Below are 22470 nucleotides of genomic sequence, written 5' to 3' on the forward strand. Positions count from 1 at the left end.
CCTCTCCGTGCAGCAGTCCCTCCCCCATGTGGAGCGCGTCAGTCACCGTTTTCTAAACCTGACCGCCGCTCACGCTCCCCCGTCGTGCGTGCATAAAAATGGACCTAATCGCCCCAGACGTGAGTACAGTGAACAACCCCGTGTCAAGTTTGTGACAAAATATGGCACCGCAAAATAACCCCCCATAAGGGCGGTTATGAGGGGCTAAAGAAAAAACAGGTTTCTAGACGAAACGTATTGACACACGCATTGGATACATGTATACGCCTCGTTGGACGCACCTCGCGGACAATGCCGCGCACCGAGTTGCATCACGGCGGGAGTCCTAGAATCGAGGGATGACCACCGCCATACTCGCGTATCCCCCAATCGCAGTCGTACTCCCGAACGCAGACCGCATAATCGAGGTGCTCGCCTCCATCCCTGCACCCATATACACCCTCCTGGGAACCACCATCGGTCTCCTCGGAGGCATCTGGACCACGACCATCGCCCACAGAATGAGCCGTGCTAGGGATAACGACAACTGGATAAAAACGAAGGTCTACGAAAATGTTTTTATATTGGAGGAAGCAATAACGCGGCTTACCATGCAACCCCCCGGCTTGATCGAGTCGGCACCCCGTAAGGCTTTAAACCACCGGGAGTGGGCAAGGTTCTTTAATACTTGGGACGTTGCATTCGCCTACGAAGCCTTGATTAAGAGCCAAACGGCAATGCGATCGTTGAGCCTACTGGATTTTCTCAATGAATATCAAGATAAGAAATACCATGAACTGCTCGACGCGAGTGGGCACTTCTACAAGACACTAATAGACCCATTATCGCATTTCCCGGAGAGTTCGCAAATAAAAATAAACGATTTCCTTAAACTTTGGAATACCGCAAAAGAAAACCTGAATCAGAAAACAAATGACTTCACGCTTTCGCTCGGAGGCACATATTGGCTAGCCAGAACTCCAGCCGAGAAGCGCAAGTTCGAGGACATCACACGAAGGTGGTACGCAAACGAATACTAGGATTCGTTTGCAAGCACCAACAGATCATCGTAAACGACGTGCATCACACGCTGGCACTGGTGGGGAACCCTAGTCCCCATCTGTAGCGGCATCCCGCTCCTGTTGCCATTGTTCCTTAGTGCGAGGTCCAGCGGGATGCGTGTACTGGTACACTGAATCCCTGATTGCTTGTCTCGTCATGTAGTCAACCATCGCAATCCAAGAAACGTCGCGTTGAGTCTCAGTAACTGGCAACTTAGTGTTGTCCCTCATGGCACTAAACGTTCGGTTGATGTTTTCCCACCGCATACGCTGAACCTCATCAGCGTTAGCCACTTCGGGCACTTTGGTGGCAACCGTTGAACCGTACCGTTGCCCGACCCTGGCGGAAAGGATTTCCAGAATGGCGTTCACAGCCCACTGGTATCGTTTCCGTGGCTCACGACCGTACGTGTACATGACGTATTTCTTGGGAAGTATTACTCGATAACCATCCCTCCAGTCTGGCTCTTGTAGCCGGTCAGTTACGTAGGTAAGCCACGAGGGGTGCAAATAGTAGTTCTCGACGTATTCCAACCGGTTGCACAACCTCCGCACCTCTTTGTTGCGGAAGCCCTCGGGGAGGAGGACGTGCGAAAACTTGTTTCTAATCTCAGTCAAACGGCGGATTTCGCGTGCTTCATTCTCGGATATAAGACCGAAGGCGAAAGCGGCATCACACCGGGCGCTCACAATCTTGATGGGTAGTTTCGCGCCGGGGACGACGATGGATTTCAGGACTTTTTCGAGAGCGCTGTCGATAGCAACGCCACCTATAACAGCGCACGCGCGGTCAGTCCCTGCTTCCAGTTCCTCCCTCACCTGCTCCTGTTCACGAACATCCGCACGAATCAAGTCGTCAAAGTACTCGGCAACGCTGATCGCATCCGATGGGGACGCAGACGGCTCTTTGGCACTGGGGGTCATGGCAACAGTCTACGTCTACGCCGGATGCTCACTCAGCGCCCCTGTAGAGGGCACCATCACATGTACAGCAAACGGCACCGCATGAAGCGCGTCTCATGTTGGACGCGACACTGGTCATGCGGTGCCGTTTGTTATCCCCTAGTACTTAAGGCACTGGGTGCTGTACTCCTCGGCATCCACGAAGTCGATTTTGGTTGCGGAAGGCATTGAAATAGACAGGCGGTTCTCCGGGTCCGCGCCTTCCACGAGCACTGCCTTTTTATTACGTGCTTCCTCCTCGGACTCCGGCATACCCTGGATAACCTGCTTAAGCGGTCCCATCTCAACCGTGAGTGTGGAACCCGAGACACTGAATGTGCCGGATGTGTCCACGTATTTACCGTCAGCCGCCTTCCAGTTGTTGCCCTCCACTGTAATCTTAACGTTGTCGTTGATTGTGGTTGCCATTTTGTCCGTGTCCGTGAACATATCCACGGTTGCATTGCCGTAGTGATTGGTCCTGCTGCATGACCAGGTGCCCTGGACTGCATCCTGGAACCATGGTGTAAACGCCGCCTCCTGAGAGCCTCCCCCGTTCTTGTCCCCGCCACCTGAGTTGTCGTTACCCCCGCATCCGGTGAGGAGGAGTGCGGAAATGGCGACGGTTGAAGCGAGGAGTTTGGCGCTACGCAGGGGGGTGCCTTTCGGTTGTGAATGCCCATCAACCCCCGGAATGTAACACACGCCACAAGTCTCTCGCCGTCATGGACCAGTGTTAGTCCAAGTCAGCGCCCCGCCACATGGAGAAACATCCGCCCCTGGTTCATCCGTCACAAAGCGGTACGGTCAGGTCGATGCATCCCACGAGTACAGGTGAGTGCCGTACCGGGGGGTCAGGTCATCCAGTGGCAAGCGTGTTCATGCGGATGGTTGGACGGCGCTGGACATACCGTCTCCACGATCTTCGCCACACTGCCGTAACGCGAATGGTTTCCGCAACAAACAACCTGGCAACCGCGAAAGCACTCGCTGGGCACCGCACCATCCAGACCACATCCAAGTACGCACATCCTGATGTGCTCGATGTGAGTAGGGGAGTGGAGGCGATGCTGGCGATGGATGACCAGTGACCTAGACCGCTTTGCGTGCTCCGACGACCCCCTGCCGTGATCGCGACGACAGGGGGTTTTCGTGTCCATGGAGGCGCTCACATGCTGGTGATTGGTGGCGACAAGTGGCGACAAGTGGCGACAACAGGGGCTGAAAATGGCGACAAATGGGGCGAAGTACTTGCGGGGGCAAAGACTAGGGGCGACACCCTTCACGAGTGTCGCCCCTAGTCAACGCGGGATTTGGGTCTGTTTAGAAGAACCCCAGAGGAGACTCCGTGTAGCTCACGAGCATGTTCTTGGTCTGCTGGTAGTGGTCGAGCATCATGAGGTGGTTCTCCCTGCCAATGCCCGAGGACTTGTAGCCGCCGAACGCGGAGTGCGCGGGGTAGCTGTGGTACTGGTTCACCCACACGCGCCCGGACTGGATGGCCCTGCCGGCGCGGTAGGCGGTGTTGCCGCTACGAGCCCACACACCGGCGCCCAGGCCGTAGAGGGTGTCGTTGGCGATCGAGATAGCGTCGTCGTACGAGCCGAACTTCGCCACCGAGAGCACCGGACCGAAGATCTCCTCCTGGAAGATACGCATGTCGTTGGTGCCCTCGAACACGGTGGGCTGCACGTAGTAGCCGCCCGCGAGGTCGCCCTCGAGCTCAGCGCGCTCACCGCCGATGAGCACCTTCGCTCCCTCCTTCTTTCCGATGTCCAGGTAGGACAGGATCTTCTCGAGCTGGTCCGTGGAGGCCTGCGCGCCGATCATGGTGTCGGTGTCCAGGGGGTTGCCCGCCACGATCTTGGACACGCGGTCGATGCCGTCCGCGAGGAACTGGTCGTACATCGATTCCTGGATCAGCGCGCGCGACGGGCACGTGCAGATCTCACCCTGGTTCAGAGCGAAGAACGCGAAGCCTTCCAGGGCCTTGTCGTAGAAGCCGTCCTTCTGCTGGGCGACGTCCTCGAAGAAGATGTTGGGCGACTTGCCCCCGAGTTCCAGGGTGACCGGGATGATGTTCTCGGACGCGTACTGCATGATGATTCGGCCCGTGGTGGTCTCACCGGTGAACGCGATCTTGCGGATGCGCTTGTTGGACGCGAGCGGCTTGCCGCACTCCACGCCGAAGCCGTTGACGATGTTGACCACGCCGTCCGGGACGAGGTCCTGGATCAGTTCCATGAGCACGAGGATCGAGGCGGGAGTCTGCTCGGCGGGCTTGAGCACCACGCAGTTGCCGGCGGCCAGCGCCGGGGCGAGCTTCCACACGGCCATGAGGATGGGGAAGTTCCAGGGGATGATCTGGCCGACGACACCGAGGGGCTCATGGAAGTGGTACGCCACGGTGTCCTCGTCCAGCTGGGACAGCCGCCCTTCCCGCGCGCGGATCGCACCGGCGAAGTACCGGAAGTGGTCGATGGCCAGGGGGATGTCCGCGTTGAGGGTCTCGCGGACCGGCTTGCCGTTGTCCCAGGTCTCGGCGACGGCGATCACCTCGAGGTTCTCCTCCATGCGGTCCGCGATCTTGTTGAGCATCAGTGCGCGCTGAGTGGGCGTGGAGGCGTTCCAGGACGGTGCGGCGGCCCAGGCGGCGTCGAGCGCGGCCTCGATGTCCTCGGCGGTGCCCCGCCCGACCTCGGTGAAGGGCTGGCCCGTGACCGGGGTGACGTTCTCGAAGTACTGACCCTTGACCGGGGCCACCCACTGGCCGCCGATGAAGTGCTCGTACCGGGGCTTGAAGGTGACGACCGAGCCGTCCTTGCCGGGCTGTGTGTACACGCTCATGAAACCGACCGTCCTGTCTGCGGAAGTGATGTGCATCACATCCTAACGATCATCGGTGCCCGCGTACACGCCCCCCTTTGTGGGACGCGGAAGGGCGGCCCGGGAGAATCCGGACCGCCCTTACGCACCGTCGTCGTACCGACAGTCGCGGGTTGGGGAACCTACTCGGTGCGCTGGCCGTCGGACGTACCCGTGGGGGCGTGGGCCGAGGCTCCCGACGAGGAGGCGGTGGCGAGCTCGGGATCCGAGGACGCGGCGTCGTCGTTGCCGAAGTCGCCGTGGCGCGGGGCGTTGTAGAGGTCCATGTCCAGGATGCCCTCGCGCTTGGAGACGATGGCCGCCACGAGCGCCTGGCCGGTCACGTTGAGGGCAGTGCGGCCCATGTCGATGATCGGGTCCACGGCGAGCAGCAGGCCCACACCGTCCAGGGGCAGGCCCAGGGTGGACAGCGTCAGTGTCAGCATTACGGTCGCGCCTGTGGTCCCGGCCGTCGCGGCGGAGCCGAGCACGGAGACCAGGGCGATGAGCACGAAGTGCATGGGCGTGAGGTCAACCCCGTAGAACTGTGCCACGAAGATGGCCGCGACGGCGGGGTAGACGGCCGCGCAACCGTCCATCTTGGTGGTGGCGCCAAGCGGGATGGCGAAGGACGCGTAGTGCGTGGGCACGCCCAGGTTGCGCTCGCTGACGTGCTGGGTCACGGGCATGGTGCCCAGCGAGGAGCGGGAGACGAAGCCCATCTGCATGGCCGGCCACACGCCGGTGAAGAACTGCTTCACGGACAGGCCGTTGAGCTTCACGAGCACCGGGTAGACCACGAACGCCACGAGCAGCAGGCCCACGTAGATGGTCAGCACGAACTTCACGAGTGAGCCCATGGAGGTCCAGCCGTACTCGAACACGGCGGTGCCGATCAGGCCGAGGGTGCCGAGGGGGGCGAGGCGGATGATCCACCACACGACCTTCTGCATGATGGCGAGGCCGGACTGCATGAAGGTGAGGAACGGGGCGGCGGCCTTGCCGGTCTTCAGTGCGGCGATGCCGACCACCAGGGAGACCACCAGGATCTGCAGGATGTTGAAGTTCACGGAGGTCTTCACGGTCTCCGGGTCCAGGACCTTGGAGGTGGTCTCCAGGCCCAGGACGTTCACGGGGATCAGGCCCTTGAGGAACGCGAGCCAGGAGCCCTCGGTGCCGGAGTACGCACCGGGCTGCGCCTGGCCCGTGCCCACGCCGGGCTGGGCGAGGACGCCGAGCACCATGCCGATCACCACGGCGATCAGGGACGTGATGGCGAACCACATGAGGGTCTTCCACGCGAGGCGGGCCGCGTTGGAGACGTCACGCAGGTTGGCGATCGAGGAGATCACGGCGGTGACGACGAGCGGCACCACTGCCGCCTTGAGGATCGTCACGTAGCTGGAGCCGATGGTGTCCAGCGTGGTCATGAGCCAGTTGGGGCTCTCCTCGGCGTCCCCGCCCATGGCGGCGGCCACCGAGCCGAGCAGGACGCCCAGCACGAGCGCGATGAGGATCTGCCACCCGAAGGACGTCATCCATCGCGGTAGACGCCGGGTACTTTCTGCGGAATTCATACCCGGAACAATAGAACGGCGAATCATAAACTGCACGCGGTCCATGGCGAAATATGACGCGCCGGGCGAGGAATAAACCCGGGGTTCCCGGGGAAACCCCGGGAACCACGGCCGACTACAGCGCCAGCGCGTAGGTCAGTGTGTCCAAGCCCACGGAGCCGAGCCGCAGTGCGCGGCTGTGGAAGCGCTCGAGGTCGAAGCTCTCGCCCTCGCGCGCCATGGCCTGCTCGCGGGCGTCGAGCCACATCTGCTGCCCCACCTTGTAGGACGGCGCCTGGCCGGGCCAGCCCATGTAGCGCAGCCACTCGAAGCGCAGCGTGGACTCGGCCATGGCCACGTTGTGGCGCAGGAACTTCCAGCCGTCCTCGGGCGTCCACGTCTGCCCGGCGCGCGCGCCGCCGAGCATCTCCCCGAGGGCCTCGGGGATCTCGAAGCCGCAGTGGAAGCCGACGTCGAAGATCACACGCACCGTGCGCAGCCGCTGGGAGTCGAGCATGCCCATCCGGTCCCCGGGGTCGTCCAGGAAGCCGAGCTCCGCCATCAGCCGCTCCGCGTAGAGGGCCCAGCCCTCGCCGTGGCCGGAGACCCAGATGCCCATGCGGCGCCACGCGTTCAGTTCACCCGCGTTCGCCAGGGCGGTGGCGCACTGCAGGTGGTGGCCCGGAACGCCCTCGTGGTAGACGGTCGTGGTCTCCTCCCACGTGTTGTGCTGGGTCACGCCCTCCGGGACGGACCACCACATGCGCCCGGGGCGGGAAAAGTCGCCGCTCGGCGGGGTGTAGTAGATGATGCCGTCGTGGGTGGGCGCGATGCAGCACTCCAGGGTGCGCATCTGCTCCGTGATCTCGAAGTGCGATCCGGCCAGGGCGTCCAGGGCGGCGTCCGAGAGCCCCTGCATCCACTCGCGCAGCTCCTCGGGGGAGTGCAGCTGCCGGGCGGGGTCCTCGTTGAGGGCGGCCATGGCCTCCTGGATGCTGGCGCCCGGGCGGATCTGCTCGGCCAGGTCGCGCTGCTCGGCGTCGAGGGCGAGCAGCTGCTGGACGCCCCAGTCGTAGACCTCCCGCGGGTCCAGGCGCGCCCCCAGGAAGGAGGCGAGGTGCAGGGCGTAGTCCTCGGGCCCGGAGGCGCTGGACTCGCGGGCACCCTCGGAGAACTCTCCGCGCAGGGACTCGGCGATCTCACGGTAGGCGGCCCGGGCGGCGTCGGCGGAGCGGCGCAGGTCCTCGCGCACGGACCCCGGCGCGGCCGGATCCGCGGCGAGCGCGGCGAAGGAGCCGTCCTTGGAGGCGTACTGCTCCGCCTGCTGGGCGGCCTCCACGATCTGGGGTGCGGCGGGTCGGCGGTCCAGGGAGACCGCCTCGCGCAGCCCCTCGCGGTACTGGTCGAGCGCGGCGGGGATGTTGGCCATCCGTGCGGCGAGGTGCCGCCAGTCCTGCTCGGTCTCCCGCGGCATCGCGTCCAGGATCTGGCGGATGGACTGCACGGGGGACTCGATGTTGTTGACCTCGGAGACGTCCAGGTTCGCGCGGTGCCGGTCCATCTGGAGCTCGAGCTCGTTGCGCAGAGCGTGCAGGGTTACGCGGTCGACGTCGTCCTCGGGCTCCGCACGGTCGAGCTGAGCGAGCGTGGTGCGGGCGAGCTCCGCGCGGGCCTCGCGCCCGGCCGGCCCGAAGTCCGGGTACTCGCTCTCGTGCCCGGGGATCCCGTTGAACGTGGCGGTGCTGGGATCGAGGTCCATGCACCGCTGGAAGTAGGTCTCGGCGAGCTCGTCCACGGCGGTGGCCGTGCGCTGGACGGAGCCGAGGGGTGGCAGGGGCTGCTGGTTCGCGTGTGGTGTGCTCACGGGTGTAACCCTAGTCACACGTTCCGACACCACAAGCGCGACGCCGCCGTCAGCGCGAGGGCAGGACCAGCCCCAGTTCGCGCGTGGCCTCCAGCAGGGCCGGGATGTGCTCCTCGAGCTGCCGTGCGGTGCGGCGGAACAGAGGTGCGGCAAGGGTCACCGCACCCAGCAGCCGCCCGGAAGGCGCCAGGACGGGGGCCGCGATGGCCACCATGCCCGGGTCCTGCTCCTCGCTCTGGGACGTCCACCCGCGCTCCTGCGCCGCGGCGAGCTGGCGTTCGAGCTCCGCGCGGTCCGTGACGGTGTGCGGGGTGCGCGGGGTCAGGTCGATCTCCTGGGTGAGCCGTTCCCGCAGCTGCGGTTCGGAGAAGGCCAGCAGGATCTTGCCCGACGCCGTGCTGTGCAGGGGTGCGCGGTCGCCCGGGTCCGTGGTGGTGCGGAACTGCGGACCGTCCTCCTTGTGCACGGTCAGCGCCGCGTCCCCGTCCAGGACGTGGAGCACGGAGCTCTCCTGCGTCTGCTCGGTGAGCCGGTGCAGCACGGGTGCCGCGGAGCCCTCGAAGCCCTGGTGGGCGGCCACCGCGTGGGCGAGGCGGAAGACGCGCAGACCCAGGTGGTAGCGCTTGTCCGCGGCGTCGTAGCTGGCGTAGCCGGTGCCCACGAGCGTGGCGAGCAGCCGGTAGCACGTGCTGAAGGGGTGGCCGGTCTCCCGTGCCATCTCCGCGGCCGTGACTCCCGCGGGGTGCTCGCCGAGCAGGTTCAGCACCTCCAGGGCTTTGACGACCGTCCCGGCCTGGTTCGCGGGCCGGGGGGAGGGGTGGCGAGGGATGTTCATGGGGTTCCTCTTGACGCGCCGGTGTGACGTGGATCAAACCGTAGTTCCAATATACACAAGTCGTTGCCGCTATCTGGTTACTCCGGAACGGTGCGACTCGGCAGGCACGACGCCGCACGGCCCGTTCCCCGCCCCGACCCCTTCGGCCCCAGGAGACACGCAGGAGCAGCGCCACCGCGGGAGTCGCCCCTCCCGCCCCGCAGGACTCTTCCTCGCAGCATCCGGAGCAGCTCAAGCGTGCGAAGAAGGCCGCGCTCGCCGCGTTCCTGGGCGGTGCGCTGGAGTACTACGACTTCTTCATCTACGCGACCGCGGCCTCGCTCGTGTTCAGCCACATCTTCTTCCCCGCGGGGGACCCGACCATTGCCCTGATCCAGTCCTTCGCGATCTTCGGCGTGGGCTACGTGTTCCGACCCCTGGGAGCGTTCGTCTTCGGGCACCTGGGGGACAAGATCGGGCGCAAGAACACCCTGGTGATCACCCTGGTGCTGATGGGCAGCGCCACGTTCCTGATCGGCATGCTCCCGGACTACCACAGCCTGGGCTACTGGGCCCCGGCGCTGCTCGTGCTGCTGCGGGTCGTCCAGGGACTCTCCGCCGGTGGTGAAACGGCCGGTGCGTCGTCGTTGACCATGGAGGGGTCCCCGGTGGGACGCCGTGCGTTCTTCCCGAGCTTCGCGATGAGCGGGATCTCCGCGGGCATCGTGCTGGCCTCGCTCGCGTTCCTGCCGGTCGCGGCCATGTCCGAGGAGGCGCGCCTGAGCTGGGGCTGGCGGATCCCGTTCTGGCTCTCGCTCGTGGTGCTCGTCGTCGCGTTCCTGGTGCGGCGCTCGCTGGAGGAGCCCGAGGTCTTCGAGGAGAAGGCGGAGAGCGACGACCTCGTGAAGCTGCCCGTCCTGGAGATGTTCCGGACCCACTTCGCGCCGTTCGTGCAGGTCACGCTGATGTCCTTCCAGGCGGTGACCAACACGTTCATGCAGGCGTTCGGCCTGGCCTACGCCACGCAGGTCGTGGGCATCCCCACCACGACCATGCTGCGGGTGAGCATCCTGGGCAACGCGTGCGCGATCGCCACGCAGCCCTTGTTCGCCCGGTTCTCGGACAGGTTCGGGCGCAAGCCCGTGTTCATCACCGGCGTCACCGGCTCCGCGGTGCTGATCTTCGTGTACTTCAGCGTGCTCTCCACGGGCAACCTCCCCATGGTGTTCCTGGCGAGCACCCTGATCACGGCGGGCAGCTACGCAATGTCCAACGCCGTGTACCCGGGCTGGTTCCCGGAGCTGTTCAACGTGCGCGTCCGCTACTCGGGCATGGCCATCGGGCTGCAGGTGGGCATCCTGTGCGCAGGGTTCACGCCCACGCTCGGCACGGCGCTCGTGGGCGGCAGTCCCGCGAACTGGGGTCCCGCCGCGTGGATCGTCGCGGGTTCCTCGATCGTCGCGATCGTCGGCGCCCTGTGGGCCCGCGAGACCTACCGGACGCCCCTGGATCGGCTGGGCCGCGGCGTCCACCACCCGCAGGCGGGGGACGCGGTCACCCGTTAGCCGAGGGCTCAGTTCTCGAAGCGGTCCTGGAGCTCGTCGAGCAGCTCCAGGACCGCTTCGCTGCCCGAGACCGGACCACCGGCCAGCAGCCCGTCCGCACCCAGGACCACGACCCACGGGGTGCCGTGCTGGTCGAACATGCTCGACGTCGCCCCGTCCCGGTCCACGAGGCACGCGGGCCGCAGGTCCTCCGGAATCTGTGCGACGGCGTCGTCGTGCGTGACGACCGGGTGCAGCGCCACCGGGCCCGTCTGCGTGCCCACGGCCGCCATCCGGTCCAGCACCGCGGCGCAGCTGCCGCACGTGGGGCTCACGAAGAACAGGGCGCGCGCCTGTGTGGACGCCAGCGCCCGCAGCGTCACGGGCTCGCCGTGGCCGTCCAGGAGACCGGTGAAGGGGATGGGCAGGCGGGCATAGTCCTCGGGGTCCTCGTCCGGCAGGTCGGCGACGGCGCCGCCGTACCCGCCGTGCCCACGCCCGGTTTCCGTCGAGGTGGGTGCCGTGCGCGACGACGACGCCGCGGCGTCGTCGTGCCGCGTGGCCGGGGGGAGCGGGGGGACTCCCGACATGTCCCGGGAGGCGTCCACCCGGGAGGTGCCCGGGCGCTCGGCCCACAGGCAGACCAGCAGCAGCAGGACGGGGAGGACCAGGGCGGCGCGCACGTCTGCGGGCAGCGGCACGACCGGCTCGCGGGGCTGCAGCACCGTGACCACGAGCAGGGCGACGGCCGCGACCATGGTGAACACGGTGTTGCGCACGACGGTGCGGGTGGAGACCGGCGCGCGGGACAGCTCCCCGAAGCACCCGCAGGACGCCGGATCGGCGCGGCGGGACTCCCGCACCACCACGGCGGTGAACACCGCGAACAGTGCGAGGGCCACCAGGCACGCCAACCAGAGGAGAACGCCGGAGGTCAGCACCAGCGCGAGGCCCACGAGGATCTCGCACCAGGGTAAGGCTGATCGCACCGTGCGGCCCCGCAGGACGGCGGGCAGGGGGAGGCGTTCGACGAGCCGGAGCCCGGCGTCCGGGGCGACGAGCTTGGTGGTCCCGCTCACGAGCAGGATCGCGGCGAGGGAGGCGAGGAGGGAGAGGGGGATGGCAGCCACGGTGCCATTGTCCCAGGTTCCGAGGACCGGCTCAGCGCTCCGGCTGGGTCCAGCGCCACGCCCCGCGACCCGGCCGCAGCCGCAGTCCGAGCCGCAGCCGCCGCGACTGGGACTTCGGGGTCTTGCGCGGGACCGGGCCGCCGGTCGTCTCCGGTGCGGGCCGTGCGCTGAACAGGGCCACGAGCACGGCGAGCTCCTCCGGCGTGGGGTTGCCCCGCGTGACGGTGAACAGCGGCTCCTGGCGGCTCTTGCTCGTGGGCAGGGCCGCGACCGCCGCGGTGCGGTGGTCCACGGCGGTCGCTGCGGGCTGTGCGGGGACGCTCACAGGGGAATGTTCCCGTGCTTCTTGGCGGGCTGGGACGCACGCTTGTCCGCGAGTCCGCGCAGCGCCTTGATGATCTGCTCGCGGGTCTCCGAGGGGCAGATCACCGCGTCCACGTAGCCGAGCTCTGCGGCCTGGTACGGGTTGAGGAGGTCCTCCTCAAACTGCTGGGCGAGCTCGGCGCGCAGGGCGGCGTCGTCCTCGCCGTTCTCCTGCGCGGCCTTGAGATCGCGGCGGTAGAGGATCTCCACGGCACCCTGCGAGCCCATCACGCCGATCTGCGCCGTGGGCCACGCGAGGTTGATGTCCGCGCCCAGCTTTTTGGACCCCATGACGATGTACGCGCCGCCGTAGGCCTTGCGCGTGATCACGGTGACGAGCGGGACGGTGGCCTCAGCGTAGGCGTACAGCAGCTTGGCGCCGCGGCGGATGATGCCGTTGAACTCCTGGTCCTTGCCGGGCAGGAAGCCGGGGACGTCCACGAACGTGAGGATCGGGATGTTGAAGGCGTCGCAGTTGCGCACGAAGCGTGCGGCCTTCTCGGACGCGTTGATGTCCAGGGTGCCGGCGAACTGCATGGGCTGGTTCGCCACGATCCCCACCGTGTGGCCCTCCACGCGGGCGTAGCCCACCATCACGTTGGGGGCGTAGAGCTCCTGCACCTGCATGAAGTGGCCGTCGTCCACGACCGTCTCGATCACGGTGCGCATGTCGTACGGCTGGTTCGCGGAGTCCGGGATCAGCTCGTCCAGCGCGAGGTCCTCGTCAGTGGTCTCCGGGACCTGGTCGTGCTCGAGCACCGGGCTGTCCTGCAGGTTGTTGCCGGGTAGGAACTCGAGCAGCTCGTGCACGAAGTCGAAGGCGTCCTGCTCGTCCGAGGCCAGGTACGCGGCGGTGCCGGTGCGCTCGTTGTGCGAGCGGGCGCCGCCGAGGGTCTCCATGTCCACGGTCTCGCCGGTCACGGTCTTGATGACGTCCGGGCCCGTGATGAACATGTGGGAGGTCTTGTCCACCATGACGATGAAGTCCGTCAGGGCGGGGGAGTACGCGGCACCGCCGGCGCACGGGCCCATGATCAGCGAGATCTGCGGCACCACGCCGGAGGCCCGCACGTTCATGCGGAAGATGTCCGCGAACATCGCCAGGGAGGCCACACCCTCCTGGATGCGGGCACCGCCGCCGTCGTTGATGCCGATCACCGGGCAGCCGTTGCGCAGCGCGAACTTCTGCACCTTGACGATCTTCTCGCCGTTGACCTGCGAGAGGGAGCCGCCGAACACGCCGAAGTCCTGCGAGTAGACGGCGACGAGACGACCGTCCACGGTGCCGTAGCCGCTGACCAGGCCGTCGCCCAGCAGCTTCTTCTTCTCCATGCCGAACATGGTGCTGTGGTGCACGGCCAGGGCGTCGAACTCCACGAAGGAGTCCGGGTCCAGCAGCATCTCGATGCGTTCGCGCGCCGTGTTCTTGCCGCGCGAGTGCTGCTTCTCCACCGCGGCCTGCCCCGCGGGCAGCGCGGCGTGCTCGCGGCGCTCGCGGAAATCGGCGATCTTGCCCGCTGTGGTGGACAGGTCGTGGCTCATGGCACCTCGCGTTGTGGAACGAACGACGGGCGGGCGGCCGTGCAGCCGCCCGCAGAATTGGCTTCCAGTGTAGTTGCCCCTGCGGCGGGTGCGTTTGTAGATGTCCCACAATGTGCGGCGGCTTTCTTGCCCGCACGCAGGGGTGCCGCCGTGCGTCGCACCGTGGGAATCCTCCGGCCCCGACGACGCCGCCGCGTGCCGACTCCGCGCGGGGCGCCGGTCCCTGCCCGCGCGCCGTCGTCGTGCGCTCTCGCGGGGAGGCGCGCTCAGTCCTGCGCGGCCTCGCCCACCGAGCCGATGGTCACGGACCAGGGGCGGATCTCGTGCTCGGTCACGGCGCCGTGGACGACGAGCGGGTCCTGGGCGACGATCTCCTCGACCTCCTGCTCGTTCTGCGCGGAGAGGACGATCAGTGCGGCGTCCTCTCCGAGCGGGCCGGAGGCGAGGTTGACGCCCCGCTCGTTCAGTTCCCGCAGGTACGCGCGGTGGGCGGGGCGGTGCTCCGCGAGGACGTCGGCCGGGCCGCCGTAGACGTAGGTGAGGGCGAAGATGCTCATGGGGTTCCTTCCGAAGACTCGTGGTGCGTCCCAGCATAGGGAGCCACTGTGCGATGGGTGGCGCGGGCCACGGGTGCGGGCCCGTCGCGTGCGGCCCCGGGGAGCACCCAGGCGCGCGGCCCTACACTGTGGTCCCATGGACGCCACCACCGAACACCCCGCCGCCGACTACCGGGCCGCCGACGCAACGCTGCGGCTCCCCGGGTACGGCGAGGTCACGGTGCTGGACACGGTGGACTCCACGAACGCGTGGCTCACGGACCGGATCAGGGCCGGGGGCCGCACCCCGGACGGGGCACCGGACGCCCAGGCGCCGTTGCGCGCCGTCGTCACCGGGTTCCAGAGCAGCGGACGGGGCCGCCTGGATCGGCAGTGGGTGACCCCGCCCGGCACCGCCGTGACCTTCTCCGTGGCCTGCACCCCCGTGGACGCCTCCGGCCGCGCGTGGGACCCGCAGCTCGTCCCGTGGCTCACCCTGCTGATGGCGCGCGGCGTCACGGGCGCGGTGCGGGACCTCACCGGCGCGCCGGCCGTCATCAAGTGGCCTAACGACGTCCTCGTCCACGAGCGCAAGCTGTGCGGCATCCTCGCCTCCATGGTCCTTCCGGCGGTCGGCGACGGCGTCACGCCCACCGTGGTCGTGGGTGCCGGGATCAACGTGGCGCAGACCGAGCTGCCCGTCCCCACCGCAACCTCTCTGCGCCTGGAGACCGCACCCGAGCGCGAGGTCCCCACCCGGCCCGAGGTGCTGGCCGCCGTGCTCGAGCGCTTCGCCGCGGTGCTGGACCGCGTGAACCAGGACCCCGGGCGCGAGCTCGGCCCGTACGGCGCCGTGCGCGGGGAGATCGAGGCGCGCCTGGGCACCATCGGCCGCGAGGTCTCCGTGGAGCTGCCCGGCACCGACTGGCCCCTGACCGGAACCGCCACGGGTCTCGGCGCGGCCGGCCAGCTGCTCGTGCGCACCCCGGACGGTGCGATCCGCGAGTTCTCCGCGGGCGACGTCGTCCACGTGCGTCCCACGGCCCCGGCACCCCGGGACGGGCGCGCGTGAGACGCTCCCGGCTCCTGGACCTCGCCCCGGGCGAGGAGACGGTGGTCGCCACCCGCCCGCACCCACTCAAGCTCGCGGGCCCCGCGGCCGCGGCGTGGCTCCTCGTGCTGCTCTACTCCGCGCTGCGCCGCGTCCTGGACCTGACCTGGCGCCCCACCGACACACCCTGGACCACGGTGCACACCTTCGTGGGGTGGGTGCTCGCGCTCGCGGCGCTCGCCGCCGCCTGGCGCTTCGTGGTGCTGCCCGTGTGGCGGTGGCTGCGCACGCGCTTCGTCCTGACCACGCGTCGGCTCGCGCTCGTGGGCCCGCCCGTGAAAGACGGCCAGGTCTCCCTGCCGCTCACGGAGCTGCGCTCGGTGCGGGTGACCCGGGGCGAGGGCACACCGGGCGCCGCCCGCGAGGTGCTGGACCGCGGCACGGTGCTCGCGGACTTCGGCCCCCTGGGCGGGCTCAAGCTCGCCGGGTGCCCCCAGCCCGCCCGCTTCGTGGAGCTCGTGCGCGAGTCCGCGGCGGACGCGTCGAACGCGTGGGCCTAGAGTGGTGGGGACGACACCCCCGGACGGCCGCCCCGTGGCAGCCCCGACACCCAGCAAGGAGGACCGCGTGGCCGACGACCCCTCTGACGACCACGAACGCTGCGCGACGGGTCCCCAGACCGAGCAGCTAAACCTGAACCTCAACAACCCCGTGCAGTCGAACCTCTACGGCTCCGAGGAGTCCCAGGCGGCCGTGCGCCACCTCGACTCCCTGCTGCTCGGCTCCCAGCGGCACCTGCGCCGCCGCGAGGCCGCGCGCGAGGCCGGGCTCTCCACGGCGTCGGCCAGCAAGATCTGGCGCGCGCTAGGCTTCCCCAACTTCGGCAACGAGGACGTCTACTTCACGAACGAGGACGTCAAGGCCCTGCGCGTGGTCTCGGACCTGGTGCAGGACGAGAAGCTCAGCGAGGAGGCGGCGCTCTCCCTGGCCCGCTCCGTGGCGCAGCTGACCGACCGCATGGTCGTGTGGCAGATCGAGGCGCTCGTGGAGGACATGGTCGCCCACCGGGACATGACGGACGCCCAGGCCCGCCGCGAGCTGCTGCGGCTGCTGCCCGAGCTGCTGGACCCCCTGGAGCACCTACTCGGCTACGCGTGGCGGCGTCAGCTCTCGGCCGCCGTGCAGCGCCTCGCGATGCGCGGGGAGCGCGCGGACGGCTCCACGGTGAGCCTCAACGACGCCGATCTCGGCGCCTCCGCGCTGCCGCTCGCCCGCGGCGTCGGCTTCGCGGACCTCGTCTCCTACACCTCCCTGTCCCGCCAGATGAACGAGCGCACGCTCGCGAACCTCGTCCAGCGCTTCGAGAAGCGGTGCGCGGAGATCATCTCGATCGGCGGCGGCCGGGTCATCAAGACCATCGGGGACGAAGTCATGTTCCTCGCGGAGACCCCGGACGGCGGCGCCCAGATCTCCCTGGCGCTCGCGCGGCTGATCCGCAACGACCCGCTGCTGCCCGAGGCTCGCGTGGCCTTCGTGTGGGGGCGCGTGCTGCCGCGGCTCGGGGACCTCTACGGCCCCACCGTGAACCTGGCCTCGCGCCTGGTCGCGCTCACCGAGCCGGGCGGCGTGGTGGTGGACGCCTCCACCGCCAAGGTGCTCGAGGGGGACGAGCGCTTCGTGCTCACGCCCCAGCCCACCCGCAACGTGCGGGGATTCGGGGACGTGCGTCCCGTGTCGATCAGCCAGGGCAGTGGGCCCCTGTTGGAGGAAGAGATCGAATGAGCGAAGCACTCACGATCCGCTCGGGCGGCGTCACGGATCGCGGTCTGCGCCGCGAGACGAACGAGGACGCCCTGATCGTGACCGACACGATGTGCGCGGTCGCGGACGGCATGGGCGGTCACGAGGCCGGCGAGGTGGCGAGCGCGCTGTGCGTGGCCACGCTGGGGGCCTCGGAGCTGTTCACGCTGGACGACTTCCGGGACTACGAGATCGTGGAGCCCGAGCCGGGCTCGGACGTCGCCCGGTTCCGCGCGACCATCGACCGTCAGCTCAAGCTGGACCCTGACGTCCCCAACGAGGCGCTCGAGGCCGTCCACCGCGTCCGCTCGGTGCTGTGGGAGGCGGACCAGGCCATCCAGGCCCAGTGCGGCACCCGCGCGGGCACCACGGTCACCGGCGCGTGGCTCATGGAGATCGCGGGCACGTGGCTGTGGCTCGTGTTCAACGTGGGGGACTCCCGCACGTACCAGCTCACCGGCCCGGCCGTGGGCGAGGAGGTCACGGAGCAGACCGGGCCCGTGGGCGTCACGCAGCTGACCGTGGACCACTCGGAGGTCCAGTACCTGGTCTCCATCGGGCAGCTGACCCCCGCGCAGGCCCTCGTGCACCCCCGGCGCAACGTGATCACCCGCGCCCTGGGCACCGGGCAGATCTGGGAGCCGGACGTCATCGTGCTCCCCGCCGTGCCCGGGCAGCGGCTGCTGATGTGCTCGGACGGGCTCACGGGGGAGCTGTCCCCGGCGCACATCGCGCGCGTGCTGCACTCGGTGCGCCACCCCAAGGAGGCCGCGGACGTGCTCGTCCAGGCGGCCCTGCGCACCGGCGGGCGGGACAACGTCACCCTCGTGGTCGCGGACGTCCTGGAGGCCTCGGACCCCGCCGCGCACACGAGCACGATTCCGCGCGTGCGCTGAGCCCGCGCGGCCCGCTGGCCGGGCTCGGCTTCCTATGCGCGTGCCGAGCACGCTTTTGAGCGGCTCGCCGCGCGCGAACGGGAGCCGTCGCATGAGACCGGACTCCCGCACGACGCGACCTCGCGCACGAAAGGGACCCCGCGGCGTCGTCCTCCGACGACCCCGTGGGGTCCCTCTTCTCCTCCGTGCCGGGTGTCCGCGCTCACCGGGGGCGGGCGCGGACCCTCGGGTCAGGCGTGGTGGCCGCGCGTCTGGGCGCCCGGGTCCTTCGCGGGCTTGGGCTCCTTGACGGGGGCGTCGCCGCTCGCGCGCAGGCGGCGGTAGTAGTCCTCCGCCTCCGCCTGGCGCTCAGCCTCCACCGTGCCCCCGATCTCCGCGCGCAGCAGCTCGGGGGAGAGCCCGAAGGCGTCCACGAGCTCCAGGGAGTACGGGCGCAGCCGGGCGATCAGCCGGTTCACGTAGGACTCCAGGGCGCGCCCGCGACGCATCGAGAGACGGCCGTGGGAGAGGTACCACGCGAGGTCCTGCTCGATCAGGTGCAGCCCGAAGAGGTCGCGCAGCCACGTGAGCACGCGCTTGGTGCCCGGGTCCTCGATCTTCTCCAGACCGGCGGTGAACGCCTCCCACTGCAGCAGCTGTGCGTGCGAGCGGGCGGCCTCGAGCAGTCGGTTCTGGCTGGTGTTGAACGCGTCGGCCTGCTCGGTGCGGGACTTGCGGGCCACGGCGCGCAGCTCGTCCGCGATGTCGCCGACCATGGTCTGCACTCGGTCGGTGAGCAGCGCACGCTGGGCCGCCGGGTCGCGCAGGGCGTTGACGGACTTGCGGGAGTCGCCGGTGTCCTGGAACGCCTGGGTCAGCTTGCGCAACCCGGAGCGGTTGAAACCGGCCTCCGTGGCGCGGTCCGCGACGTAGCGGGCCATGACCCCCACGTCCGCGTTCTTGAACTCGGCGGAGTAGTCGTTGAGCAGGCGCTTGGCCACGAGCTGCAGCAGGATCGTGTTGTCGCCCTCGAAGGTCACGTACACGTCCAGGTCCGCGCGCAGCTGCACGAAGCGGTTCTTGGCCATGAACCCTGCGCCGCCGCACGCCTCGCGGCACTCCTGCAGCGTGTCCAGGGCGCTCCACGTGGACATGGGCTTGAACGCCGCGGCCAGGGTCTCGAGCTCCTGGCGGTTGCCGTCCGAGTCGTCCTCGCCGGAGAAGACCTCGTGGAACTTGTCCAGCAGCTGCTGGTGCGCGAACGTCATCGCGTACGTCTCCGCGATGCGCGGGATCAGGCGGCGCTGGTGGCGCTGGTAGTCCAGCAGCGTCTGCTCGCGGATGTCCGAGTCGGTGGTGAACTGGCGGCGCTGCTCCGCGTAGCGCACGGCGATGCTCAGGGCGGCCTGGTTGGCGATGGTCGCGGCACCGTCCAGGGACACGCGGCCCTGCACCAGGGTGCCGATCATCGTGAAGAAGCGGCGGCCCGGGGAGGGGATGGGGGAGGAGTAGACGCCGTTCTCGTCCACGTCTCCGTACCTGTTGAGCAGGTTGGTGCGGGGCACGCGCACGTGGTCGAAGTGCAGCCGGCCGTTGTCGATGCCGTTGAGGCCACCCTTGCGGCCGTCGTCCTCGCCGCCCACACCGGGCAGGAACTTGCCGTTCTCGTCCCGCAGCGGCACGTAGAGGCAGTGCACGCCGTGGTTGGTGCCGTTGACGATCAGCTGCGCGAACACCGTGGCCGCGCGGCCGTGCACCGCGGCGTTGCCCAGGTAGTCCTTCCACGCCGCCTTGAACGGGGTGTGGATCTCGAACTCGTCCGTCTCCGGGACGTACGTGGCGGTCGTGCCGATCGAGGCGACGTCCGAGCCGTGGCCGATCTCCGTCATGGCGAAGGCACCGGGCATGCTCAGGTCCAGGATCGAGGGCAGCCACTTCTGGTGGTGCTCCTCCGTGCCCAGGTTCAGGACGGCCGAGCCGAACAGGCCCCACTGCACGCCGGACTTGATCTGCAGGGAGGGGTCCGCGAGCACGAGCTCCTCGAACGCGGAGAGGTTGGCGCCGGGGCTCATGGCACCGCCCACGCTCTCGGGCATCCCCAGGTACTGGGGCCCGGCCTCCGTGAGCAGCTTGAGCTGCTCGAAGGTGACCTTGCGCTGCTCGTCGAAGGACATGTCGTACTGGGAGTGGAACCGGGGGTCCTCGGCGCGCTTGCGGGCCTCGAGACGGGCCTCGGGCCAGCGGCCCAGCAGGATCCGGCCCAGCTCGGCGGTGTCGATGCCGGAGGGGGCGGTGGCGCCCTCCTCCGGGAGGTCCTCGATGCGGTCGGTGTTCGGAATGGTTCCGCTGACCGAAGTGGTGGACATGGTGACTCCTGAGGGGTGTCGCGGACGGACGGGCCGTCCTAGGTGAGATCTGGGGCAGGTGTGTCGGTGGGCTCCCCGTGGGAGGAGCCGGGGGCGCCGGCGGGTGCCACGGGACGCAGCCCCTGCACGGCCCACGCCGTGATGAGGCTGCTCATCCCGTGCCGGTCCGGCAGGCCGGGGGCGTCGCCCTGCGCGAGCCAGGCCTCCCCGGCGCCGCGGACCATGCCCACGGTGGAGGACGCCCAGCACTGCAGGACGGCGTCCGGCATGGAGCGGTGGCCGTGCAGGCGCACATGCTGCTCCATGAGCAGGTCGCGGACGGAGTCCACGAAGCGCTCGATCGTGGAGTCTTGCTCGTCCGGGGCCGTGACCACGAAGCGGTAGACCTCCGCGGAGCCGGCCACGGAGCGCAGGTACTCGGAGACCAGGGCGTGGATCATGGCGGCGAACGTGTCCGCCTCGCTCGCGGCGGCGACCATGCGGCGTCGCATGCGGGTCACGAAGTACTCGCCCACGGCGGCCTGCACGCCCGCCTTGTCCTTGAAGTAGCGGTAGAACACGGACTTGGACGTGCCGCACGCCGTGGCGATCTCCTCCATGGAGATGGCGGCGCCGTGCGCGGCCACGGCATCGCGCGCGGCCGTGATCAGCTCGGTGCGCCGCCTGGCGCGGTGGCGCTGCCAGCGGCTGTTCCTGCCGTCCACGGGGGTCGTGACCTGTTTCACGATACCGAGAGTATCAGCTACTCTGGGTTTTAAGTGATCCACGTCGCACACACCCCTCAGGAGGAACCCCCTATGTCCGAGAACGCCCAGAACACGAAGCCCCAGACCACCGCCTCGTCCGGAAAGCACGCCTCGAACTCCGTGCGACCCCGTCCCGTGGTGGTCGCGGGCAACCGCATCCCGTTCTCCCGCGCGGGCGGTGCCTACGCGAACGCGTCCAACCAGGACATGCTCACCGCAGCACTCGACGGCCTCGTGGCCCGCACCGGCATCGCGGGCGAGCGCCTCGGCGCGGTGGCCGCCGGTGCCGTCATCAAGCACTCCCGCGACTTCAACCTGACCCGCGAGTCCGTGCTGGGCTCCGCGCTGGACCCCGCCACCCCGGCGTACGACGTCCAGATGGCGTGCGCCACCGGCATGGAGACCGTCAGCTCGATCTCCAACAAGATCCGCCTGGGCCAGATCGAGGCCGGCATCGCCGGTGGTGTGGACTCGTCCTCGGACGCCCCCATCGCCGTGAGCGAGCGGCTGCGCCACGCCCTGCTGCGCCTGCAGCGCGCCAAGACCACCGCGGAGAAGATCAAGGCCTTCAAGGGTCTGCGCCCCGGTGACCTGGCGCCGTCCGTGCCCACCTCCGGCGAGCCCCGCACGGGTCTGAGCATGGGTGAGCACCAGGCGATCACCACCCTGAAGTGGGAGATCACCCGCCTCGCGCAGGACGAGCTGGCCGCGGCGTCGCACAACAACCTCGCCGCCGCCTACGACCGCGGCTTCTTCGACGACCTCATCACCCCGTTCAAGGGCCTGTCGAAGGACAACAACATGCGTCCGGGCTCCACCGTGGAGAAGCTGGGCACGCTGAACCCCGTGTTCGGCACGAAGCTCGAGGGCGAGGCCACCATGACGGCGGGCAACTCCACGCCGCTCACGGACGGTGCCTCCGCCGTGCTGATCACCACGGACGAGTGGGCCTCCGAGAACGGGCTGACCCCGCTCGCCGAGGTCGTGGACAGCGAGGCCGCCGCGGTGGACTTCGTGACCGGCAACGAGGGCCTGCTGATGGCCCCGGCCTACGCCGTGCCCCGCCTGCTGGCGCGCCAGGGCCTCACGCTGGAGGACCTGGACCTCGTGGAGATCCACGAGGCGTTCGCCTCCACCGTGCTCTCGATCATGAAGGCCTGGGAGTCCCCGGAGTTCTGCAAGGAGCGTCTGGGCCTGGACAAGCCCCTGGGCTCGATCGACCGCAGCAAGCTCAACGTCAACGGTTCCTCGCTGGCCACCGGGCACCCGTTCGCCGCGACCGGCGGGCGCATCGTGGCCTCCACGGCCAAGGAGCTCGCCGCGCGCGCCAAGGCGGAGGGCAAGCCGCAGACCGCGCTCATCTCGGTGTGCGCCGCGGGCGGTCAGGGCGTGGCCATGCTGCTGCGCTCGGCCTGAGCACCCGCACGGCAACCGCG

Annotated in this window: 20 protein-coding genes; 8 read left to right on the forward strand and 12 right to left on the reverse strand. The window is 68.4% G+C overall.

Features of this window, described 5'->3' with window-relative positions; translation table 11 throughout:
• Positions 1-338 precede the first annotated feature (338 nt).
• Positions 339-1019, forward strand: coding sequence for a hypothetical protein (locus KVA01_RS09135; protein ID WP_141269887.1), 681 nt, complete (start codon positions 339-341; stop codon positions 1017-1019).
• 69 nt (positions 1020-1088) lie between these two features.
• Here the strand turns inward: KVA01_RS09135 and KVA01_RS09140 are convergent, their stop codons facing one another.
• Both KVA01_RS09140 and KVA01_RS09145 read right to left on the reverse strand, forming a co-directional pair.
• Entirely contained in the window at positions 1089-1964 is an 876-nt protein-coding gene (locus KVA01_RS09140; protein ID WP_141269889.1) for a hypothetical protein, read from the reverse strand.
• A gap of 138 nt (positions 1965-2102) precedes the next feature.
• Positions 2103-2687: a hypothetical protein gene (locus tag KVA01_RS09145; RefSeq protein ID WP_141269891.1), complete on the reverse strand. Its 585-nt coding sequence runs from the start codon at positions 2685-2687 to the stop codon at positions 2103-2105.
• A 182-nt stretch (positions 2688-2869) separates the two neighbouring features.
• Here KVA01_RS09145 and KVA01_RS13220 point away from each other — a divergent pair, with 182 nt between their 5' ends.
• Positions 2870-3073, forward strand: a complete 204-nt coding sequence (locus tag KVA01_RS13220; RefSeq protein ID WP_371858580.1) for a tyrosine-type recombinase/integrase — start codon at positions 2870-2872, stop codon at positions 3071-3073.
• Positions 3074-3305: 232 nt separating this feature from the next.
• Here the strand turns inward: KVA01_RS13220 and exaC are convergent, their stop codons facing one another.
• From exaC to KVA01_RS09170, 4 genes are all read right to left on the reverse strand, one after another.
• Positions 3306-4829 carry an acetaldehyde dehydrogenase ExaC gene (gene exaC / locus KVA01_RS09155; RefSeq protein WP_068470628.1) on the reverse strand — a complete coding sequence of 508 codons (1524 nt, stop codon included), beginning with the start codon at positions 4827-4829 and terminating at the stop codon, positions 3306-3308.
• Between the two features lie 161 nt (positions 4830-4990).
• On the reverse strand, positions 4991-6424 hold the full coding sequence (locus KVA01_RS09160; RefSeq protein WP_068470630.1) for a dicarboxylate/amino acid:cation symporter: 1434 nt from the start codon (positions 6422-6424) through the stop codon (positions 4991-4993).
• A 115-nt stretch (positions 6425-6539) separates the two neighbouring features.
• Positions 6540-8267, reverse strand: coding sequence for a DUF885 domain-containing protein (locus KVA01_RS09165; RefSeq protein WP_443093544.1), 1728 nt, complete (start codon positions 8265-8267; stop codon positions 6540-6542).
• Positions 8268-8316: 49 nt separating this feature from the next.
• Positions 8317-9102: an IclR family transcriptional regulator gene (locus KVA01_RS09170; RefSeq protein ID WP_068470632.1), complete on the reverse strand. Its 786-nt coding sequence runs from the start codon at positions 9100-9102 to the stop codon at positions 8317-8319.
• A gap of 71 nt (positions 9103-9173) precedes the next feature.
• Between KVA01_RS09170 and KVA01_RS09175 the strand changes: the two genes are divergently transcribed.
• Entirely contained in the window at positions 9174-10646 is a 1473-nt protein-coding gene (locus KVA01_RS09175; protein ID WP_082810442.1) for an MFS transporter, read from the forward strand.
• An 8-nt stretch (positions 10647-10654) separates the two neighbouring features.
• Here KVA01_RS09175 and KVA01_RS09180 read toward each other — a convergent pair whose 3' ends face one another.
• The 4 genes from KVA01_RS09180 to KVA01_RS09195 all read right to left on the reverse strand — a co-directional run bounded on the left by KVA01_RS09180 (position 10655) and on the right by KVA01_RS09195 (position 14217).
• The gene (locus KVA01_RS09180) at positions 10655-11755 is read right to left on the reverse strand and encodes a TlpA family protein disulfide reductase (protein ID WP_068470634.1); all 1101 of its coding nucleotides are present in this window, start codon (positions 11753-11755) and stop codon (positions 10655-10657) included.
• A 31-nt stretch (positions 11756-11786) separates the two neighbouring features.
• Complete coding sequence (locus KVA01_RS09185; RefSeq protein ID WP_082810443.1) at positions 11787-12080, reverse strand: acyl-CoA carboxylase subunit epsilon; 294 nt, start codon at positions 12078-12080, stop codon at positions 11787-11789.
• Complete coding sequence (locus tag KVA01_RS09190; RefSeq protein ID WP_068470636.1) at positions 12077-13660, reverse strand: acyl-CoA carboxylase subunit beta; 1584 nt, start codon at positions 13658-13660, stop codon at positions 12077-12079. The genes KVA01_RS09185 and KVA01_RS09190 overlap by 4 nt, the downstream gene beginning before the upstream one ends.
• A gap of 266 nt (positions 13661-13926) precedes the next feature.
• Positions 13927-14217 carry a YciI family protein gene (locus KVA01_RS09195; RefSeq protein ID WP_068470637.1) on the reverse strand — a complete coding sequence of 97 codons (291 nt, stop codon included), beginning with the start codon at positions 14215-14217 and terminating at the stop codon, positions 13927-13929.
• A 136-nt stretch (positions 14218-14353) separates the two neighbouring features.
• On the opposite strand from KVA01_RS09195, the gene KVA01_RS09200 reads away from it, so the two are divergent.
• The 4 genes from KVA01_RS09200 to KVA01_RS09215 all read left to right on the forward strand — a co-directional run bounded on the left by KVA01_RS09200 (position 14354) and on the right by KVA01_RS09215 (position 17943).
• Positions 14354-15268: a biotin--[acetyl-CoA-carboxylase] ligase gene (locus KVA01_RS09200; protein ID WP_141269897.1), complete on the forward strand. Its 915-nt coding sequence runs from the start codon at positions 14354-14356 to the stop codon at positions 15266-15268.
• Entirely contained in the window at positions 15265-15807 is a 543-nt protein-coding gene (locus KVA01_RS09205; protein WP_141269899.1) for a PH domain-containing protein, read from the forward strand. The genes KVA01_RS09200 and KVA01_RS09205 overlap by 4 nt, the downstream gene beginning before the upstream one ends.
• 67 nt (positions 15808-15874) lie before the next feature.
• On the forward strand, positions 15875-17029 hold the full coding sequence (locus tag KVA01_RS09210) for an adenylate/guanylate cyclase domain-containing protein (RefSeq protein WP_141269901.1): 1155 nt from the start codon (positions 15875-15877) through the stop codon (positions 17027-17029).
• The gene (locus tag KVA01_RS09215; protein ID WP_141269903.1) at positions 17026-17943 is read left to right on the forward strand and encodes a PP2C family protein-serine/threonine phosphatase; all 918 of its coding nucleotides are present in this window, start codon (positions 17026-17028) and stop codon (positions 17941-17943) included. Before KVA01_RS09210 ends, KVA01_RS09215 begins: the two co-directional genes overlap by 4 nt.
• 230 nt (positions 17944-18173) lie before the next feature.
• Here KVA01_RS09215 and KVA01_RS09220 read toward each other — a convergent pair whose 3' ends face one another.
• Positions 18174-20288 carry an acyl-CoA dehydrogenase family protein gene (locus tag KVA01_RS09220; protein WP_141269905.1) on the reverse strand — a complete coding sequence of 705 codons (2115 nt, stop codon included), beginning with the start codon at positions 20286-20288 and terminating at the stop codon, positions 18174-18176.
• A 38-nt stretch (positions 20289-20326) separates the two neighbouring features.
• The gene (locus KVA01_RS09225) at positions 20327-21013 is read right to left on the reverse strand and encodes a TetR/AcrR family transcriptional regulator (RefSeq protein ID WP_233438829.1); all 687 of its coding nucleotides are present in this window, start codon (positions 21011-21013) and stop codon (positions 20327-20329) included.
• Positions 21014-21085: 72 nt separating this feature from the next.
• On the opposite strand from KVA01_RS09225, the gene KVA01_RS09230 reads away from it, so the two are divergent.
• Positions 21086-22450 (forward strand): acetyl-CoA C-acetyltransferase, encoded by a 1365-nt coding sequence (locus tag KVA01_RS09230; RefSeq protein WP_141269907.1) that lies wholly within the window; start codon positions 21086-21088, stop codon positions 22448-22450.
• Positions 22451-22470: the final 20 nt, after the last annotated feature.

It is taken from the genome of Kocuria varians (assembly GCF_006539885.1).
GTDB lineage: Bacteria > Actinomycetota > Actinomycetes > Actinomycetales > Micrococcaceae > Kocuria > Kocuria varians.

Bases quoted from the DNA above. Each gene is read 5' to 3' on its own strand.
- KVA01_RS09160 (WP_068470630.1), bottom strand. From the start codon at position 6,424: ATGAATTCCGCAGAAAGTACCCGGCGTCTACCGCGATGGATGACGTCC.
- KVA01_RS09140 (WP_141269889.1), bottom strand. From the start codon at position 1,964: ATGACCCCCAGTGCCAAAGAGCCGTCTGCGTCCCCATCGGATGCGATC.
- KVA01_RS09215 (WP_141269903.1), top strand. From the start codon at position 17,026: ATGAGCGAAGCACTCACGATCCGCTCGGGCGGCGTCACGGATCGCGGT.
- KVA01_RS09230 (WP_141269907.1), top strand. From the start codon at position 21,086: ATGTCCGAGAACGCCCAGAACACGAAGCCCCAGACCACCGCCTCGTCC.
- KVA01_RS09220 (WP_141269905.1), bottom strand. From the start codon at position 20,288: ATGTCCACCACTTCGGTCAGCGGAACCATTCCGAACACCGACCGCATC.
- KVA01_RS09190 (WP_068470636.1), bottom strand. From the start codon at position 13,660: ATGAGCCACGACCTGTCCACCACAGCGGGCAAGATCGCCGATTTCCGC.
- KVA01_RS09200 (WP_141269897.1), top strand. From the start codon at position 14,354: ATGGACGCCACCACCGAACACCCCGCCGCCGACTACCGGGCCGCCGAC.
- KVA01_RS13220 (WP_371858580.1), top strand. From the start codon at position 2,870: ATGGTTGGACGGCGCTGGACATACCGTCTCCACGATCTTCGCCACACT.
- exaC (WP_068470628.1), bottom strand. From the start codon at position 4,829: ATGAGCGTGTACACACAGCCCGGCAAGGACGGCTCGGTCGTCACCTTC.
- KVA01_RS09195 (WP_068470637.1), bottom strand. From the start codon at position 14,217: ATGAGCATCTTCGCCCTCACCTACGTCTACGGCGGCCCGGCCGACGTC.
- KVA01_RS09170 (WP_068470632.1), bottom strand. From the start codon at position 9,102: ATGAACATCCCTCGCCACCCCTCCCCCCGGCCCGCGAACCAGGCCGGG.
- KVA01_RS09135 (WP_141269887.1), top strand. From the start codon at position 339: ATGACCACCGCCATACTCGCGTATCCCCCAATCGCAGTCGTACTCCCG.